The organism is Nocardia sp. NPDC057440, from assembly GCF_042802915.1.
GTDB lineage: Bacteria > Actinomycetota > Actinomycetes > Mycobacteriales > Mycobacteriaceae > Nocardia.
Window position 1 is genome coordinate 1 of sequence record NZ_JBHVDF010000013.1, and the last position, 18281, is coordinate 18281.

17 protein-coding genes are annotated in these 18281 nt (G+C 67.3%); 7 read left to right on the top strand and 10 right to left on the bottom strand.

All coding sequences use genetic code 11. The features are described from left to right. Positions 1-204 precede the first annotated feature (204 nt). The 3 genes from gap to tpiA are packed head-to-tail and all read left to right on the top strand — an operon-like array spanning position 205 to position 3231. Positions 205-1224, top strand: a complete 1020-nt coding sequence (gene gap, locus ACFU4Z_RS24690; protein ID WP_364901409.1) for a type I glyceraldehyde-3-phosphate dehydrogenase — start codon at positions 205-207, stop codon at positions 1222-1224. Positions 1225-1228: 4 nt separating this feature from the next. Continuing rightward, positions 1229-2443, top strand: coding sequence for a phosphoglycerate kinase (locus ACFU4Z_RS24695; RefSeq protein WP_379066921.1), 1215 nt, complete (start codon positions 1229-1231; stop codon positions 2441-2443). Positions 2444-2445: 2 nt separating this feature from the next. Beyond that, positions 2446-3231, top strand: coding sequence for a triose-phosphate isomerase (tpiA, locus tag ACFU4Z_RS24700; protein ID WP_379066923.1), 786 nt, complete (start codon positions 2446-2448; stop codon positions 3229-3231). A gap of 99 nt (positions 3232-3330) precedes the next feature. Here the strand turns inward: tpiA and ACFU4Z_RS24705 are convergent, their stop codons facing one another. Further along, positions 3331-4113: an META domain-containing protein gene (locus tag ACFU4Z_RS24705; protein WP_379066925.1), complete on the bottom strand. Its 783-nt coding sequence runs from the start codon at positions 4111-4113 to the stop codon at positions 3331-3333. A gap of 168 nt (positions 4114-4281) precedes the next feature. Between ACFU4Z_RS24705 and ACFU4Z_RS24710 the strand changes: the two genes are divergently transcribed. Together ACFU4Z_RS24710 and secG are read left to right on the top strand one after the other, a co-directional pair. Further along, entirely contained in the window at positions 4282-5880 is a 1599-nt protein-coding gene (locus ACFU4Z_RS24710; protein ID WP_379066927.1) for an MFS transporter, read from the top strand. A gap of 33 nt (positions 5881-5913) precedes the next feature. Next, a complete protein-coding gene (gene secG, locus ACFU4Z_RS24715) occupies positions 5914-6147 on the top strand; it encodes a preprotein translocase subunit SecG (RefSeq protein WP_328402986.1) in 234 nt (77 codons plus the stop codon). A 27-nt stretch (positions 6148-6174) separates the two neighbouring features. Here the strand turns inward: secG and ACFU4Z_RS24720 are convergent, their stop codons facing one another. Next, a complete protein-coding gene (locus ACFU4Z_RS24720) occupies positions 6175-7392 on the bottom strand; it encodes a YbfB/YjiJ family MFS transporter (RefSeq protein ID WP_379066929.1) in 1218 nt (405 codons plus the stop codon). Between the two features lie 69 nt (positions 7393-7461). Between ACFU4Z_RS24720 and ACFU4Z_RS24725 the strand changes: the two genes are divergently transcribed. After that, positions 7462-8316 carry a LysR family transcriptional regulator gene (locus tag ACFU4Z_RS24725; RefSeq protein ID WP_379066931.1) on the top strand — a complete coding sequence of 285 codons (855 nt, stop codon included), beginning with the start codon at positions 7462-7464 and terminating at the stop codon, positions 8314-8316. A 60-nt stretch (positions 8317-8376) separates the two neighbouring features. Here the strand turns inward: ACFU4Z_RS24725 and ACFU4Z_RS24730 are convergent, their stop codons facing one another. After that, a complete protein-coding gene (locus ACFU4Z_RS24730) occupies positions 8377-9225 on the bottom strand; it encodes an SDR family NAD(P)-dependent oxidoreductase (protein WP_379066933.1) in 849 nt (282 codons plus the stop codon). Positions 9226-9279: 54 nt separating this feature from the next. Here ACFU4Z_RS24730 and ACFU4Z_RS24735 point away from each other — a divergent pair, with 54 nt between their 5' ends. After that, the gene (locus ACFU4Z_RS24735; RefSeq protein ID WP_379066935.1) at positions 9280-10263 is read left to right on the top strand and encodes an alpha/beta fold hydrolase; all 984 of its coding nucleotides are present in this window, start codon (positions 9280-9282) and stop codon (positions 10261-10263) included. Between the two features lie 192 nt (positions 10264-10455). On the opposite strand, the gene ACFU4Z_RS24740 is transcribed toward ACFU4Z_RS24735, so the two are convergent. The 7 genes from ACFU4Z_RS24740 to tal all read right to left on the bottom strand — a co-directional run bounded on the left by ACFU4Z_RS24740 (position 10456) and on the right by tal (position 18276). Then, positions 10456-10935: a hypothetical protein gene (locus ACFU4Z_RS24740; RefSeq protein ID WP_379066937.1), complete on the bottom strand. Its 480-nt coding sequence runs from the start codon at positions 10933-10935 to the stop codon at positions 10456-10458. A gap of 223 nt (positions 10936-11158) precedes the next feature. Beyond that, positions 11159-11512, bottom strand: a complete 354-nt coding sequence (locus tag ACFU4Z_RS24745; RefSeq protein WP_379066939.1) for a hypothetical protein — start codon at positions 11510-11512, stop codon at positions 11159-11161. 24 nt (positions 11513-11536) lie between these two features. Further along, entirely contained in the window at positions 11537-13765 is a 2229-nt protein-coding gene (locus ACFU4Z_RS24750; RefSeq protein ID WP_379066941.1) for a thiamine pyrophosphate-dependent enzyme, read from the bottom strand. 123 nt (positions 13766-13888) lie between these two features. Further along, entirely contained in the window at positions 13889-14644 is a 756-nt protein-coding gene (gene pgl / locus ACFU4Z_RS24755) for a 6-phosphogluconolactonase (protein ID WP_379066943.1), read from the bottom strand. Continuing rightward, on the bottom strand, positions 14637-15545 hold the full coding sequence (opcA, locus tag ACFU4Z_RS24760; protein ID WP_379066945.1) for a glucose-6-phosphate dehydrogenase assembly protein OpcA: 909 nt from the start codon (positions 15543-15545) through the stop codon (positions 14637-14639). Before opcA ends, pgl begins: the two co-directional genes overlap by 8 nt. Continuing rightward, a complete protein-coding gene (gene zwf, locus ACFU4Z_RS24765) occupies positions 15542-17116 on the bottom strand; it encodes a glucose-6-phosphate dehydrogenase (protein WP_379066947.1) in 1575 nt (524 codons plus the stop codon). Before zwf ends, opcA begins: the two co-directional genes overlap by 4 nt. A 5-nt stretch (positions 17117-17121) precedes the next feature. After that, positions 17122-18276 carry a transaldolase gene (gene tal, locus ACFU4Z_RS24770; RefSeq protein WP_379066949.1) on the bottom strand — a complete coding sequence of 385 codons (1155 nt, stop codon included), beginning with the start codon at positions 18274-18276 and terminating at the stop codon, positions 17122-17124. Positions 18277-18281: the final 5 nt, after the last annotated feature.

Sequence of the window (18281 nt, forward strand, 5' to 3'; positions counted from 1 at the left end):
GCCCCCCGCCGGGGCCGCCCGCCTGCGCGGTGGGGGGGGGTCTCTCGCGCCCGCGGCGGGGGCCCCCGGCCGCCGGCCCCCCCCCGCCCACCAAGGGGGGCCGCGAACACGCAGTGCCGTAGGCGCTGCAAATCCCGCACAGCCCGGGCATTAGTGTGGTTATGGCATCGGAATGAATCCGCTTGAAAGCTGAGGAGCGATAACGTGACTGTCCGGGTAGGCATCAACGGCTTCGGTCGTATCGGACGTAACTTCTTCCGGGCGGTGGAGGCGCAGAAGGCGCTCGGCACCACCGACATCGAGATCGTCGCGGTCAACGACCTCACCGACAACGCGACCCTCGCGACCCTGCTCAAGTACGACTCGATCCTCGGCCGTCTGCCGCAGGACGTCTCGCTGGACGGCGACGACACCATCGTGGTCGGTGAGCAGCGGATCAAGGCACTGGCCATCAAGGAGGGCCCGGCGGCCCTGCCGTGGGGTGACCTGGGCGTCGACGTCGTCGTCGAGTCCACCGGCATCTTCACCGACGCGACCAAGGCCAAGGGCCATATCGCCGCGGGCGCCAAGAAGGTCATCATCTCCGCGCCCGCCAAGGGCGAGGACCTGACCGTGGTCATGGGCGTCAACGACGACAAGTACGACGGCAGCCAGAACATCATCTCGAACGCCTCGTGCACCACCAACTGCCTCGGCCCGCTGGCGAAGGTGCTGAACGACAGCTTCGGCATCGAGCGTGGTCTGATGACCACCATCCACGCGTACACGCAGGATCAGAACCTGCAGGACGGCCCGCACAGCGATCTGCGCCGCGCTCGCGCCGCCGCGCTGAACATCGTGCCCACCGGCACCGGCGCGGCCAAGGCCATCGGCCTGGTGCTCCCGGAGCTCAACGGCAAGCTCGACGGCTACGCGCTGCGTGTTCCGGTCCCGACGGGCTCGGTCACCGACCTCACCGTGAAGCTGACCAAGTCGGCCTCCATCGATGAGATCAACGCCGCGTACCAGGCGGCCGCCGAAGGTGCGCTCAAGGGCTTCCTCAAGTACAACGTGGACCCGATCGTGTCCAGCGACATCGTCACCGACCCGCACTCCTGCATCTACGACGCGCCGCTGACCAAGGTCATCGACGATCAGGTGAAGGTCGTCGGCTGGTACGACAATGAGTGGGGCTACTCCAACCGCCTCGCCGACCTCATCGGTCTCGTCGGCAAGTCGCTCTGACGCGATGGCAGTCCAGACACTCCAGGATCTCCTGAGCGAGGGTGTCGAGGGTCGGGGCGTGCTCGTGCGCTCCGACCTGAACGTCCCCCTCGACGACAACGGCCGGATCACTGATCTCGGCCGCATCATCGCCTCGGTGCCCACCATCAAGGCGCTGGTCGAGGCCGGCGCCAAGGTGGTCGTCACGGCGCACCTCGGCCGCCCCAAGGGCGAGCCGGATCCGAAGTTCTCGCTGGCTCCGGTCGCGGTGCAGCTGGCGGAGTTGCTCGGCCGCAATGTCCAGCTCGCCGGTGACGTCGTCGGCTACGACGCGCTGTCGCGCTCGGAGGGCCTCACCGACGGTGATGTGCTGCTGCTGGAGAACGTGCGCTTCGATCCGCGGGAGACCAGTAAGGACGACGCCGAGCGGGCCAAGCTCGCCGCTGCGCTGGTCGAGCTGGTCGGCGACGACGGTGCGTTCGTCTCCGACGGTTTCGGTGTCGTGCATCGCAAGCAGGCCTCGGTCTACGACGTCGCGAAGCTGCTTCCGCATTACGCGGGCACGCTGGTCGCCGCCGAGGTCGAGGTGCTCGCGAAGCTGACCGAGAACGTCGAGCGTCCGTACGCGGTTGTGCTCGGTGGCTCGAAGGTCTCCGACAAGCTCGCCGTCATCGAGGCGCTCGCGCCGAAGGTCGACACGCTGGTCATCGGTGGCGGTATGTGCTTCACCTTCCTTGCCGCACAAGGACTCCCGGTGGGGGCCTCGCTGTTGCAGGAGGAGATGATCGATACCTGCAAGGGTCTGCTCGAGCGCTACGCCGATGTGATCCATCTGCCACGTGACATCGTCGTCGCGAACAAGTTCGCCGCCGACGCGGACTCGAAGGTCGTTGCGGCCCACGAGATTCCGGAGGGTTGGCTGGGTCTGGACATCGGCCCCGAGTCGGTGGACCGGTTCGCGGCACTGCTGACCGAGGCGCGCACCGTCTTCTGGAACGGCCCGATGGGCGTGTTCGAGTTCGAGAAGTTCGAGGCTGGCACCCGTGGTGTCGCCGAGTCGATCGTGACCGCGACCGGCAAGGGCGCGTTCACTGTTGTCGGCGGCGGTGATTCGGCTGCGGCCGTGCGGGCGCTCGGACTGCCCGAGGACGGTTTCTCGCATATCTCCACCGGCGGCGGCGCGTCGCTGGAATACCTGGAGGGTAAGGAACTTCCGGGCATCGCGGTTCTGGAGGACTGACCATGGCACGCAAGCCGCTCATCGCGGGCAACTGGAAGATGAACCTCAATCACCTCGAGGCCATCGCTCTGGTGCAGAAGATCGCATTCGCGTTGCCGGAGAAGTACTTCGCCAAGGTCGACGTCACCGTGGTCCCGCCGTTCACCGATCTGCGCAGTGTGCAGACCCTGGTGGAGGGCGACAAGCTGCTGCTCACCTACGGTGCGCAGGACGTGTCCACGCGCGACGCGGGCGCGTACACCGGCGAGATCAGCGGATCCATGTTGGCCAAGCTGGGGTGCACCTACGTGGTCGTCGGGCACTCGGAGCGTCGGCAGTACCACCTGGAGGACGACGCCACCGTGCTCGCCAAGGCGAAGCAGGCGCTGAAGTACGGGATCACGCCGATCGTCTGCATCGGTGAGGGACTGAACATCCGCGAGGCGGGCACGCACGTCGAGTACAACCTCGAGCAGCTGCGTGGATCGCTGAAAGGTCTGTCGGCCGCTGAGATCTCGAAGGTCGTCATCGCCTACGAGCCCGTCTGGGCCATCGGGACCGGCAAGGTCGCCACGCCTGCCGACGCGCAGCAAGTGTGCGGCGCGATCCGTGCCGAGCTGGCCGAGCTGGCGAACCCGGAGGTCGCCGCGGGCGTGCGGGTGCTCTACGGAGGTTCGGTGAACGCCAAGAATGTCGGCGAGCTCGTCTCGCAGACGGATATCGACGGCGCACTGGTCGGCGGCGCTTCGCTCAAGGGTGACGAATTCGCCACCCTGTCGGCGATCGCCGCGGGCGGCCCACTTCCGTAAGCGTTTTCGTGACGAAGAGCCGGACATCGACACGATGTCCGGCTCTTCGTTTTCGGCAGGGATCAGTTCGGTTCCGGGTGCCCGATTGGGCGCGTCACCTCACTCGGCGCGCAGGCTCAGGCCGTTGCCGCGGTCGTTGCGCAGGGTGAGGGTGTTCGCGTCGATGGTGGCGGTGGTCCTGCCGTCGAGGGCCTCGAGGACAGCGTTCTCGACGTCCATCACCTCGGGCGGGCACAGCATCCTGGTGCTGCCGACCTGGAAGGTGACGTCGGATCCCGCGATGGTGGCTCGGCCGGTCAGGCGATTGCAGCCGCCGCTGCCCGAGACCGCGCCATCGGCGGCGATGGTGAGGGTCGGTTTCACCTCGTCGATGGTCTGGGAACGGGTCCTGGCGTCCGGGGTGATGATCTCGGTGACGACCCAGGTGGTGCCGGTCAGTGGTTTGTCGGGCTGGGCGACCTTCTTGTCGAGCAGGTGCACGGTGGAGTTGGTGCCGTTCAGGGTGAGTTTCGTATCGTCGAGCTGCCAGCCCGGCGTCGAGCTCAAGAGGGTCGTGAGCCATTCGTCGGTGCCCGCGCGGTCACCTGGGCAGGCCATCAGCGTGCCTGCCAGCGCCGACACCTTCAGCTTGTGATCGTCGAGGGCGACTGCGCCGTTGAAGGTGTTGCAGCCGGCGGCGGCGGAGATACGGTCGTCGGCGAATGTCAGTGTCAGCGGCCCGCCACCGGGTATCGGCGTGCCGTCGACGCCGGTGGAGACGTAGGTGTGGCCCATCGGGGTCGGCACGGGCCCTGGGGCGTTTTCCGAGTCGTTCGTGCAGGCAGCAGCTGCCCACAAGGCGAGCAGGACGATCGGACCCAGGCGCACGAAGTCAGCCGACATGTTGCGATCGTACCGACGGTGTGGAACCGAAACCGGCATTCGCGTTCCGGACCGCCCGTTGACTGATGGGTCGGCGGGCCGACCGTGATCCGCCCCGAATGTTCGCAATCAGGAGGGCATTTCCAGCGCCGAGGCAAGCGTCTGACAAGCGCCGCTAAGCTCAGCCCCGTGACCACCGCCGATGCGACGATCCCGCTATCCACCTGGGCACCGCTGCGATCGCCGGTCTATCGGGCGCTGTGGATCGCACAGCTGGTGTCGAACCTGGGCACCTGGATGCAGACCGTCGGTGCGCAGTGGATTCTGGTCGACGAGCCGAATGCCGCGACGTTGGTCTCCTTCGTGCAGACCGCGATCACGCTGCCGGTGATGTTGTTGTCCATCCCGTCGGGGGTGATCGCCGATCTGGTCGATCGGCGCAGGCTGTTGCTCGGTGCGCAGTCGGCGATGGCCTTGCTCGCCGCGTTGCTCGCGGTGTCGACGGCGACCGGGCACACCACCCCGGCGGTGCTGCTGACGCTGCTGTTCCTGCTGGGTTGCGGGCAGGCGCTCACCGCACCCGCCTGGCAGGCGATTCAACCGGAACTGGTTCCGCGCGAACAGATTGTCTCCGTCGCCGCGCTGGGCAGCATGAATATCAACATCGGTCGAGCAGTAGGACCCGCGGTGGCCGGTGTGCTGGTGTCCGTCTCGGGGCCGACCCTGGTGTTCGCGCTCAATGCGCTGTCGTTCGGCGGGATCGTCGCGGTCCTTGCGCTGTGGCGGCGGCCGCGAACCGACCGGAATCTGCCGACCGAGCGTCCGCTCGCTGCCCTGCAGGCAGGCACCCGCTTCATTCGTGCGGCTCCCGCGATTCGTCGCGTGCTGTTGCGCGCGATCCTTTTCATCGCGCCGGCCAGCGCGTTGTGGGCGCTGCTGCCGGTCATCGCCCGCGACGAATTCGGGCTGTCTTCCTCCGGCTACGGCCTCATGCTCGGCGCGCTCGGCCTCGGTGCGGTGTTCGGCGCGCTCGCGTTGTCGCGATTGCGCTCGGTGCTGACTCCGACGCACCGACTGTCCGTGGCCGCGGTGCTGTTCGGCGTCGCGACGGCGGGCACGGTGCTGCTGCACTCGGTGCCGGTGGTGCTGGTCCTCCTGGTCGGTGCGGGTCTGGCGTGGCTGCTGGCGATGTCCACGCTGAACTCGACCATGCAGCTGCTCTTGCCCGCGTGGGTGCGGGCGCGCGGGCTGTCGGTGTACATGCTCGTGTTCATGGGTGGTCAGGCGATCGGGTCGCTGGTGTGGGGTCTGGTCGCCGGTGCGGTCGGCACGGCGTCGACCATGCACATTTCCGCCGCCTTGCTCGCCTTTTGCGCGGTGAGCACGCTGTGGCTGCCGATCCGGCACAACGCCGAGGAGTTGGACCTGCGACCGTCGGCGTTCTGGCCGGAACCGCAGCTCGTGGTCGAGCCGGATCCGGCCGACGGCCCGGTGCTTGTGTTGCGTCACTACGACGTGCCCGCCGAGAACGTCGAAGAGTTCATGGCCGCGATGGCCTTCGTCGGGCGTTCGCGGCAGCGCACCGGCGCGATGGAGTGGCGGTTGTATCGCGACGTCGGTGTGCTCGATCGCTATGTGGAGGCGTTCGTGGTGCGTTCCTGGGCCGAACATATGCATCAGCATCAGGTGCGGCTCACCGCCCAAGATCAACTGCGGGAACAGGCCGTGACGGCGTTCACCAACGGCGACGACAAGATCACTCATCTGGTCGCGGTGGAGCCGCATTAGGTCCGGCAGGGACTACCCCATAGACTGTCCGACATGCGGATGTTCCTGGATATCCTCCTGATCGTCACCAGCGTGCTGCTGGTGCTGCTGGTGCTGCTGCACCGCGCCAAGGGTGGAGGTCTGTCCAGCCTGTTCGGCGGCGGTGTCCAGTCCAGCCTGTCGGGATCCACTGTCGTCGAGAAGAACCTCGACCGCGTCACCATCTTCACCGGCCTGGTCTGGCTCATCGCCATCCTCGGTATCGGCCTGGAGATCAAGTTCGCCTGACGGTCCTTCGGGCCCAACCGCCGCAGCTCACGATTCGAGTGAGCTGCGGCGATTTGTGCTGCGACGGAGATCTCGAGGTGGATCGATCGTCACGGGGGTCGGTGGTACCGAGGGTTCGGACTTCCGGACGACGATAGCGGCCGCCGCCGTCGCCGTTATCAGCACCGCCGTGGCGATCACGAACGCCGGGGCGTAGCCGTCGCTGATTACCGGCGCCACCACGAGCGGGCCGAGCAGCTGCCCGGATCCGTAACCCGCGGTGAGCGTCGCCGCTGCTCGGTGGTCCGACAGTTCGATGCCCACTCGGATCGCGAGCATGGTGATACCCATGAAGGTGCCGCCGAACAGTGCCGCGGAGATGATGGCGGACCAGAGCGCGGTGGACAGGGTGAGCAGCGCTGCCGACACACACTGTGCGAGTAGTGCTGCGACCAACACCGCTGCGGGTTTCCAGTGCCGGGCGGCCATGCCCCACCACACCGCAGGCGCCGCGGCCGCGCCGGCGATCACCCACATCGCCGCGCCGACGGTCGGGCTGCTGTGGGCGCTGACGGCGGCGACCAGGAAGGTGCCGATCACGATGTAGCCGACGCCTTCGAGGGAGTAGGCGACAAGCAACGCACGCCAAGCCGGAGTCGAGCGGCGTCTGCCTGCTATCTCGGTGGACCGACTGCCCGAATGGATGTCGAGCCGGAGCGCGGGTAGCAACAGCAGCGCTGTCAATACCGCCGCACCGAACCAGAGTGACTGCCAGGGCAGTACCGGTCGCGCGGCAAGAGCCAGCAGGCCGGTCAGCGCGATGCCGAAGCCGACACCGCCGAACGCGATGCCCGCCGCGTGTCCATGCCCGCCGAGTCGGGCGATCGCCCCGGCGCAGCCGACGAAGATCACCGCGCTCGCCACCCCGGCGATCAGTCGCAGCACGGCGGGGAACACCACCGGTCCCGGTATCGCCAGCAGCGCTTGGCTCATCACGAGCGTCACGGCGGCGAGGCGAAAAGACACGCGACTGTTCAGGTCCGGCCGTCGAGCCAAGAGGACGGCACCCACGAGATAACCCGCGTAATTGGCGGCGGCGATCAACGCGCCGTCGTGTGCACTGATCCGGTGCGCATCGACCATAGCGGGCATCAGCGGGGTGTAGGCGAAGCGGCCCACTCCCACGGCCGCGGCCAGTCCAGCGCCCGCGGCGAGTGCCGGTGCGATGGCGCTGCGCCCGGTGGAGGTTACGGCAGTATCGGTCACCTGCTGACCGTACGGACCGCCGGGCAGGTGCGTGAAATGCTTTCTACGCACGATGTATACGCTCGATGCATGGATATCGAGTTGCGGCATCTCCGGGCGTACCTCGCATTGTGCGAGGAGGCCAACTACACCCGTGCCGCAGCACGCCCGCACCTCAGCCAGCCCGCGCTCACCCGGACCATCCAGCAGTTGGAACGCCTGGTCGAATGCCGCTTGATCGAGCGCTCGTCGCGCCGCTTCGAACTGACCGAAGAAGGTGAGCAACTGCTGGCGCACAGTAGGCGCATCATCGCCGACATCGACACCGTCGGTGACGAACTCCGCTCGCGCGCCACCCTCGACGTCGGTTTCTCCTGGTTGCTCCCCGATACCTGGTTCGCGCAGACTCGCACCCGCTACGAGGCGCTCGGCGGCCGCATCTCGCTGCACCGCGTCGAAGACCCGATGGCCGCGCTGGCAGACCGGACCATCGATATCGCGATCCACCGCAACGAGATTCGACTTCCACGCCATCTCGCGTCCCGGGTGATCGGGACCGAGGATCGGATGCTCGCGGTCTCGGTGGACTCTCCACTCGCCCATGCCGAGGACCTACGTTGGGCTGACCTCGCGGGCTACCCATTGGTCGTCAACGTGGTGTCCGGCACCATCCACGCCGGATCATGGGATCCGCCGCGCCCGGATCGCACCATCATCACCTGCACGAATTTCGACGAATGGATCGAACTTGTCGCGGCGGACCGTGGCATCGGCGGCGTCCCCACGCTGGCGCGGACCCGCGCACCGCATCCCGGCGTGGTCTACCGCGACATTCCGGACGCCCCGCCTTCGCACGTCTACCTCACCTGGCGTGCCAAGCCCGCCCCAGCGCGCTCGGTACAGCGCTTTCTCGGAATCGCTCGCGGCGCCGATATCAATGGATGACCCGTCGCCCACGCCGCGAGTCGCTGGTGTGGTCGGCGCACTGTGTCAGGATCGGCTGGGCTAGTCGGCGCGCGGGATGCGGCCGTCGACGTCGGTGAAGCCGTATTGCTCGGCCAGATCGGCGATCCGCCAGGCTCGGCCGGTCCTGGCGCGGCGGTCGGGGTCGGTGGCGAGGGCCACGACCGCCCGGCCGGGGAAGCGGGGGGATTCGGCGGCGTCCAGGTCGAAGGTGCCCTCGCCTGGGAGGGTGACCAGGCGCCTGCCCTGCTCGTTTGCCGGGACCAGCTGCAGGAGTTCGGTATTCACGATTCCGGGCCATAGGGAGACCACGGTGACGCCGGTGTCGGTGAGGTCGTGGGCCATATCGGCGGTGAGTCGGTCCAGCGCGGTCTTCGCCACGCCGTACACGGCGTTGTGCATGTAGCGCTGTGCACCCGGCGAGGAGATATTGGCGATCAGGCCCGCCGACTCGATCAGCAATGGCGCGGCGAATGCGCTTGCCGTGTAGTGGGATCGGACGCCGACATCGAACGTCTCGTCCCAAGCGGTCGGCGGCACCTCCCAGAACGGTTTGCCGAGCCAGCGGGCGGCGGCGGGGGAGTTGTAGACATTGTTCACCAGCACGTCCAGCCTGCCTCGCTCATCGAGCACGCGGGTGAACAGGCGCTGGACCGCATCGTCGTCGCGGTGGTCGCATACGAACGGTATCCCGTGGCCGCCGAGGGCATCGATCTCCGCGGCCGTCTCGTGCACCGTCCCCGGCAGCCGTCCGGCCGCGGCCGAGCGCCCGGTGACAAACACCGTCGCGCCTGCCGCGCCCAGTTCCAGCGCGACGCCTTTGCCGATTCCACGGCTGGCGCCGGTGACGACGGCTACGCGGCCGCCGAGTAGGTGAGGTATTCCGTTCACGATCTCGGGACATTACCTTGAAACGAGAACACGTTCTATGCTTTGGAGGCTGCAGTGGAGTTGACCCATCGGTTCGTGGCGACCAATGGCATTCGAATGCACGTCGCCGAACAGGGCGATGGGCATCCGGTGATCTTCTGCCACGGCTTCCCGCACACATGGTTCATCTGGAATCGCCAGCTAGCGGCTGTCGCTGCGGCAGGCTACCGGGCCATCGCACCCGATCTGCGCGGCTACGGCCGCACCGAAGCCCCCGCCGACGCGGCGGCGCATACCAATCGTGAGGTTATCGGCGATCTCCTCGGCCTGCTCGACGACATCGACGCCGAACAAGCTGTGTTCGTCGGCTTGGATTTCGGCGCCGCACTGGTCTGGGAGCTGGCATTGCGCGCGCCGGAAAGAGTGCGCGGCATCATCGTGCTGAACAACCCGTTCGCACCGCGTCCGCCGCGTCCGCCGTCGCAACTGTGGGCCAAAGCCGCGCAGCGACACTTCCTGCATCTGGACTACTTCCAGAAACCCGGCGTCGCCGACGCCGAACTCGGCGCCGACCCTCGGGGTTTCCTGGCCCGCGTCTACTACTCCCTCAGCGCCGACTACCACTACCTGGACACCTGGCGTTTCCCGGCGGAAGGCACCGGCTACCTCGATGTGCTGCCCGAGGCCCCGCCGCTGCCATGGCGCTGGCTCTCGGATGACGAACTAGATGTCCTGGCCCAGGATTTCGAGCGCACCGGCTTCACCGGCGGCCTGAACTGGTACCGCGCACTCGACCGCAACTGGGAACTCACCGCCGACTACGCGGACGCCACAGTGACCCCGCCGACCTACTTCCTCTACGGCGACCGCGACCCCGACATGGAGGGCTTCAGCGGCCGCGACCCCTTGGCCACGCTGCGGGAAAACGTCCCGAACCTGCGCGAGGTCACCAAGATCGCCGGCGCGGGTCACCTGGTTCAGTGGGAGCGGACGACGGAGGTCAACGACGTGATTACCGCTCATCTGCGCGAGCTCGCAGCGGTACCGGTCCCCGACTGACGATCCGGAAAGCGATCAGCGGTCGGAGTCCGAGCGCGCCGCGATGACCTGTCCCGGCGAATGAATCCGGCCCGACAGGTCATACGCCTTGGAGGCTGCCAGGCGTGGGCGACATCAGCGGTGCTCTGACGCCCGGTGGACGTGTGTGTAGCTCGAGGCCGAGCAACGCACTCGGCGTCGAGAGATTCTCGCCTACTTGTATTCGCAGGCCAGTTCCGGATACTCGGGCCACTGAGGGAGCGGCTGGCGGTCCAGGTAGGCGGTAAGGCGATCCAGCAGGTACTGCCAGCGCGGGCCGATCGTGCTCGCGTCGGCGGGGCACACATGCCTGCGGATGAGTTCGACATTCGTGACAACGCCGACCTGGGTCATGCGCAACTCCAGCACACAGCCGTCGATCTGCGCGACCAATTCGTGCGGCGCTCTGCACTCTTCCACCCGCACCGTGATCGGCCCGATCGCGGGCCCGTCGATCGGCTCGATCGTCAGCTCCCCGCCCGCCCCCGACACCGTCCCGAACCAGCGCCCCAACTGCCGTCGCTCCGTGCACGCCGACCACACCTCCAGCACCGGATTACGAAAAGACCGTAGGTAGTGCAGCAATACCAAGTCGCCGTCGGTCTCGCGATCGTGCTCGGGGCGAACCTCGCCGAGCATGGACATCGTGGTCATCGCCGTGCCCTTCCACTGCCGGTTACCGTTCTGCCCACTGTATTTCCAGTCCTCACCAACCGAATCCGAATCGCCCAATCGCAATCGTGTTGCGAGCTGATCGCGGCTTTTTCGGGGCTTCGCGGGTTGCGCCGGGTTGCGCGTCAGCCGCACTCCGCCGGGTCCGGACCGCCCGTGGTGCCCGCAAGGGGCAGGGTCCCGACAAGAGGGTGCGAACGGGCCGTCAGTCGTCGGTTTGAGTCCAGGCGGCGACGGGGAAGGTGAGGTAGACGCCGAAGTCTTCGAGGGCGGTTGCTTGCGAAACCAGATCGTGGAGCAGGTCGCAGCGGTCCTGGCGGTTGTCGGCTCGGCTCTGGAACCATTTGGAGCGGACCTCGATGACGGCGTCGAGGCCACTCTGGTCGAAGGGGCCGAGTTGGCGGAAGCGAATTTCGATATCGCCGGGCCGCAGGTCGCCGTCGTAGGGCTCTTCCGGGCATTCCACGGCCACCGACACGATGTGGGGCAGCTGCTTTCCGAGGTCGCGCAGAACGGACTCGGGGACGTGGGGGGCGTAGGTGACCTCGACAAGTGGCACGCGATTCAGCCTAGCGAGAGGGCGTTATGGCTCGGCAAGGAGTTTTCCGGCGGCGGCTTCGATGCGGTCCTCGTCCAGCAGCACCGTGTCGGCGGCCGGGCCGAGGGGGACGAAGCTGTCCTCGCTGGTGACACGGGCGATGCGACCGTCGAAACGGGCATCGACGAGCGCGGCGCAGAGCGCCTCGGAGACGCCTCCCGAGTGGCGGGTTTCATCGGCGATGAGGACACGGCCGGTGGCACGGGCATGGTGGAGGAGGTCTTCGAGCGGTAGCGGGGCCAGCCACCGCAGGTCGAGAACCCGGGCGGAGATACCGCTTTCGGCGAGTCGCCGAGCAACGCGCAGACTCATCGGTACGCCGTTGGCGAAGCTGACGATGGTGAGGTCGGTGCCATCGCCATAGACGCGAGCACGGCCGATCGCGACATGATCGGCCGAGGGCGGCGCGAGCCAGGCGCCGTCGCCGGGCTCGTGCAGGTCACGGGTGTGGTATAGCGCGATGGGTTCCAAGAAGACCGATACCCTCCCGTCGATCCGCCCAGTGGAGACACAGGTACGCAGCATTGCCGCGGCGTCGTCCGCGCGGGACGGGGACGCCAGGACGACGCCGGGAATGTCACGCAGCGCGGCGATGGAGTTGTCATTGTGGAAGTGCCCGCCGAAACCCTTCTGGTAGGCGTAGCCGGCTATCCGGATCACCATCGGGTTGCGGTATTGCCCTTGGGAGAAGAACTGCAACGTGGCAGCCTCGCCGCGCAGCTGATCGGCCGCGTTGTGCAGATATGCCAGATACTGGATCTCCGGTATCGGGAGAAAGCCTGCCAGCGCGGTGCCGAGCGCGGTGCCGAGCACACTCTGTTCGTCGAGCAACGTGTCGAAAACCCGCCGCGCACCGAAGGCCTTCTGCAATCCCTTGGTGACGCCGTACACGCCACCCTTCCTGCCGACATCCTCACCGAAGACCAGCACATCGTGATCACGCGCGAGTAGCGCACCGAGGGTGTGGTTGACGGCCTGCGCGAGCGTCATCGAATCGCTGACCACCGCAGCTCGATTCGACTCCTGGCCGGGCACCTCGGCAGGCTGGTTCGACGTGTTGATTGCTTCCTCGCGAAGCACATCGGCTCGTACCGCATCCGGGTGCGATGGTGCCAGCGGCGCCATGACCGCGGCCGCCGAGCTCAGTTTGGGTTCGTGCCACACCGATTCGGCCATCGCCGCTACGCGGGTGCGGACGTCGTCGTAGCGGTCGATGACTTCATCGGGTGTCGCCACGCCGACCGTGACGAGCAGTCGGGCGGTTTCGATGACAGGATCGCGCAGCAGGTCGGCGGCGATGTCGGTGGGACGGCGGTAGGCGGATTCGACATCGGATCCGGCGTGGCCGAGCAGCCGCACCGTGCGCAGGCGCAGTAAGGCGGGCTTGCGGGTTTCGCGTACCCAGTCGGCGGCGGACTGCGCGGTTGTCAGCGCGTCGAGCGCGTCCCAGCCGTCCGCGCAGAAGTACTCGAGGCCGGGACGCAGGCCGTAGGCGTGTTCGATCCAGTCCGGCGGGGTCGGCACGCTGATACCGATCCCGTTGTCCTCGCAGACGAACAGGACGGGCATCGGAATCCCTTGGTGGGCAGTGTGAATCGCGGAATTGATTGCGCCCGTCGCAGTGGAGTGGTTGGCCGACGCGTCACCGAAACTGCACAGCACGACAGCATCCGACGGCCATTCGCTGGCGACCCCGAGCCGGGCCGCACGATCGATCGCGAACCCGAGCCCGACCGCGCGCGGTAGCTGAGACGCGATCGTCGAGGTCTGCGGAATCACGCAGGCCGCCTTGCTGCCGAACACCTTGTGCCTGCCACCCGATATCGGATCGGCGGCCGCCGCGACGACGCCGAGCAGCACGTCACGGATCGGGTCGAGCCCCGCCACCTGCCGTGCGCGGTGCACGAAGAAGGCTCCGGAACGATAGTGCAGCAGCGCGGGATCGGTCGCGCGCAACGCCGCCGCGACCGCCGCATTGCCCTCGTGCCCGGACGATCCGATGCTGTAGTAGCCGCGTCGCACACTGCCGAGCCTGCGCGCCGCGAGATCGAGCTGCCTACTCGTCGCCTGCGATTCGAACAGCTCCAGGCACCGCGCACCGGAAATCCGGCCGCCGGGGTCGATGGGCTCCCCGGCCGGGCGGCTCGGACTCGATGTCAGCGCCGCGATCTCGGTGCGAAACCGCTTGTCGAGGTCGACTCCCTGCTCGGTCATCGAACGATCATCCCGGACTCAGAGCCGCTCGGTCGACTCATTCGCCGGTATTTTTCCGGGAATGGACCGAACACTATGGAGAAGTTCGGGGGCAACTCGTATGCGGCGGTTCGAGCCTGTGGGCTACTGCAACCCCGCTGCCGCATCCGTGTCGAGCAGCCAGGTGGTCGAATCGAGGCCCTTGGCGCCGGCGGAGGGAATGTCCACCGGATCGGCGCCCGCCAGCGCTGCCGCGACCGCTTCCGCCTTTGCCGCGCCGCCGACGACCAGCACCACATGTCGAGTGCGGCGGACCGCGGGCAGCGTGAGGGTGACCCGGACCGGCGGTGGTTTCGGCGAATTCGTCACGGCGACAACGAGTTCGTGCTGTTCACGGACCGCGTCGGTGTCAGGGAAGAGGGAGTTGACGTGGCCCTCGCCGCCCATGCCGAGCAGGTGCAGGTCGAACGCGCCGTGTTCGGTCAGATGGGCGTGCACCGCGGCGGAGTACTCGGCGGCGGCCTCGATCGGGTCGGGGTATTCGCCGTCGGAGGTGGCGACCGGATGGACGCGGGCCGGATCGACCGGCACGTGGTCGAGCAGGGCTTGGCGGGCCTGCAGGTCGTTGCGTTCCTGGTCGCCTGCCGGGACGAAGCGTTCGTCGCCCCAGAACACATCGAGCTTCGACCAGTCGATGGCACCGGGCGACTTACGCACCAGTTCCAGCAGCGCGATGCCGGTACCGCCGCCGGTCAGCACCACCGACGCCGATCCACGCGCGGCCTGAGCGGCCGTCACGATGTCGACGAACCTGGTCGCCGCCGCGGTCACCAGCGCGTCGGTGTCGGGATGGACTTCGACGGCGTCGGCAGGAGACTCGGCCGGGATACGCTCACTCATAGGTCACCTTCTCGATTCCGGCGAGCGCCTCGGCATAAATCTCGTCGGCATCGAGCCGACGCAGTTCCTCCGCGAGACAGTCGCGAGTTTCTCTGCGGGCCAGAGCGATTCGCTGCACCGGATCGCCGGTGCGGGTGAGCGTCGCGGTCCGGCCGGTCTGCGGCCGTGCGATGGCGATCGACATCGACGGCCGATACACCTCCACCCGCAGCTCACCCGTGCGGCGACGCACCGGGCAGCCCAAACGCGCGGCCAGCCAGCCGGCGAGCATGTCCAGTGCGGGCTCTTCGCGCAGACCGGACACCGTCACCGATTCGACCGGCTCGTAGGGCGGTTCGTCCATGGTGGCCGCCAGCAGCGCCCGCCAGTAGGTGATCCGGCTCCACGCCAGATCGGTATCGCCACGGGCGTAGGAACCGCGCCGCTTCTTGATCGTCTCCTGCGGGTCGGGCGCGAAGGTGGCATCGGTGATGCGACGGGTCGCCAAGCGCCCCACCGAATCCTTGGACGGGAACTCCGGCGCGCCGCGCGGCCACCAGGCGACCACGGGGGTGTCCGGGAGCAGGAACGGGATCACGACGCTGCTCTCGTGATTGATCAGCTCGCCCTGCAGTCGCAGCACGATCACCTCGGCAGCGCCCGCGTCACCGCCCACGCGGATCTGGGCGTCGAGGCGGGTCGCGGCTTCGCGATCGCCACGGGCCAGAACGACCACCCGGCAGGGGTGCTCGCGGCTGGCGTCATTGGCGGCGTCGATGGCGTCTTCGGCTTCCGAGCTGTCCAGCGTGCACACGACCAGGGTCAGCACTCGGCCCATGGTGATCACGCCGTTGCTTTCCCGCAGGCGCACCAGGCGTTTGGTGACTTCGGCGGTCGTGGTCTCCGGCATGTCGACGATCATGGCCGCCGCCATTCGCGCCCGGTGCGGGCGAGTATCTCGTCGGCCGACGATGGACCCCAGGTGCCCGCCTCGTACGGTTCCGGCTTGCCATCGGTGGCCCAGTGCTCGAGCACCGGATCCAGAATGCGCCAGGACAATTCGACCTCCGCGTTGACCGGGAACAACGACGGCACCCCGAGCAGCACGTCGAGGATCAGACGTTCGTAGGCCTCGGGTGAGGACTCGGTGAACGCCTCGCCGTAGCTGAAATCCATATTGACGTCGCGCACTTCCATCCCCGACCCGGGCACCTTCGAACCGAATCGGGTGGTGATGCCCTCATCCGGCTGCACCCGGATGACCAGGGCGTTCTGACCGAGCTCCGCGGTCATCGTCTGGTCGAACGGCAGGTGCGGCGCCCGCTTGAACACCACCGCGATCTCGGTGACCCTGCGGCCCAAGCGTTTTCCGGTGCGCAGATAGAACGGCACGCCCGCCCAGCGGCGGGTGTCGACCTCCAGGGTGATCGCGGCGTAGGTCTCGGTACGCGACTGCGGGTCGAAACCCTCCTCGTCGAGCAGACCGACGACCTGCTCGCCGCCCTGCCAGCCCTCGGCGTACTGCCCGCGCGCCGTGGTCTCGTCCAGCGGCTCGACCAGCTTCGTGGCCGAGAGCACCTTGATCTTCTCGGTCTGCAACTGGTCGGGCTGGAAGCTGATCGGCTCCTCCATCGCGGTGAGCGCGAGCAGTTGGAGCAGATGGTTCTGGATCACGTCGCGCGCGGCGCCGATGCCGTCGTAATAGCCTGCGCGGCCACCCAAGCCGATGTCCTCGGCCATGGTGATCTGGACATGGTCGACGTAGTTGGCGTTCCAGATCGGGTCGTAGAGCTGGTTGGCGAAGCGCAGTGCCAGGATGTTCTGGACCGTCTCCTTACCGAGGTAGTGGTCGATCCGGAACACGGTCTCTTCCGGGAAGACTCCGTTCACCAGGGCGTTGAGTTCCTGAGCACTTTCCAGGTCGTGCCCGAAGGGCTTCTCGATCACCACTCGACGCCATGGCTTGCGGCCGGTGGCGTCGGTGGTGGACGGCTTGGCAAGCCCGTGTTCGGACAGCTGATCCAGCACGACGGGGAACATGTTCGGCGGAATCGAGAGGTAGAAGGCGTGATTGCCGCCGGTGCCACGATCCTTGTCCAGCTTGGCGAGGGTGTCGGCGAGTGTGGCGAAGGCCGTGTCGTCGTCGAAGGTGCCCCGCACGAACCGGATTCCCTCGGCCAGGTGGTCCCAGACCTCCTGGCGGAAGGGCGTGCGCGCGTGCGCTTTCACCGATTCGAGGACGATCTGGGCGAAATCCTCGTCCGCGTAGTCCCGCCGCGCGAAGCCGACGAGCGCGAAACCCGGGGGCAGCAGCCCCCGGTTCGCGAGGTCGTAGATGGCCGGCATCAGTTTCTTGCGGGACAGGTCACCGGTGACACCGAAGATGACCATGCTGCACGGTCCCGCGATGCGGGGGACGCGTTTGTCCCGTTCATCGCGAAGCGGGTTCTGCCAGACCGCCGCCGCCGTTTTTCCTGCCGCTGTGCCGGCCATCCCGATCAGTTGCTTCCGGTGCCGGCCGAATCAGCCACAGCGGCCTTCAACTCCTCGGCAGTGGCGGAAAGCAGCTCCGCCCAAGACTTTTCGAACTTGTCGACGCCTTCACGCTCCAGCACCGCGAAGACGTCGTCGAGGTCGATGCCGGCCGCGACGAGCTTGTCGAAGACCTCCTTGGCTGCCGCGGCGGTCCCGCTGAGGGTGTCGCCGCGGATCTGGCCGTGGTCGGCGACCGCCTCGAGGGTCTTCTCCGGCAGTGTGTTCACCGTGTTCGGTCCCACCAGCTCGGTGACGTACATGGTGTCGGAGTACTCGGGGTTCTTCACACCGGTCGATGCCCACAGTGGCCGTTGCCGATTCGCGCCTGCCGACGCGGCCAAGTGCAGGTAGGTCGAGGTGTGCGCGCCGCCGTCGAACACGTCCTGATATTCGGCGTAGGCGAGGCGGGCATTGGCGATGCCTGCTTTCCCGCGCAGCGCCAGTGCCTCCGGAGTGCCGATCGCTTCGAGGCGCTTGTCGATCTCGGTGTCCACCCGGGACACGAAGAACGAAGCGACCGAATGGACCTTGGCCGGGTCGTGGCCCGCGACCTTGGCCTTGCCCAGGCCGTCGAGATAGGCGCCCATCACCGCCCGGTAGCGCTGAACGGAGAAGATCAGCGTCACGTTCACGCTGATGCCTTCCGCGATCACCGCGGAGATGGCGGGCAGGCCCTCTTCGGTCGCCGGGATCTTGATGAACAGATTCGGCCGGTCGACGATCTTCCACAGCTCGACGGCCTGAGCCGTCGTCTTCTCCGCGTCGAACGCCAACCGGGGGTCGACCTCGATGGAGACCCGTCCGTCGACACCGCCGGATGCCGCGAACACATCCGCGAACACGTCGCAGGCGGCGCGAACGTCATCGGTGGTGATGGTGCGGATCGCGGCGTCCGCGTCCGCGCCTTGGGCGGCAAGCTCTTTGAGCTGACCGTCGTAGGAGTGGCCCTGGCTGAGCGCACCCTGGAAGATCGTCGGGTTGGTGGTGACGCCGACGACATTGCGGGTGGCGATCAATTCGGCAAGGTTGCCGGACTGGATCCGGTCCCTGGACAGATCGTCGAGCCACACCGAGACACCGGCCGCAGAAAGAGCTGCGGTGTTTTCGTTCTGTGCCATGAGCG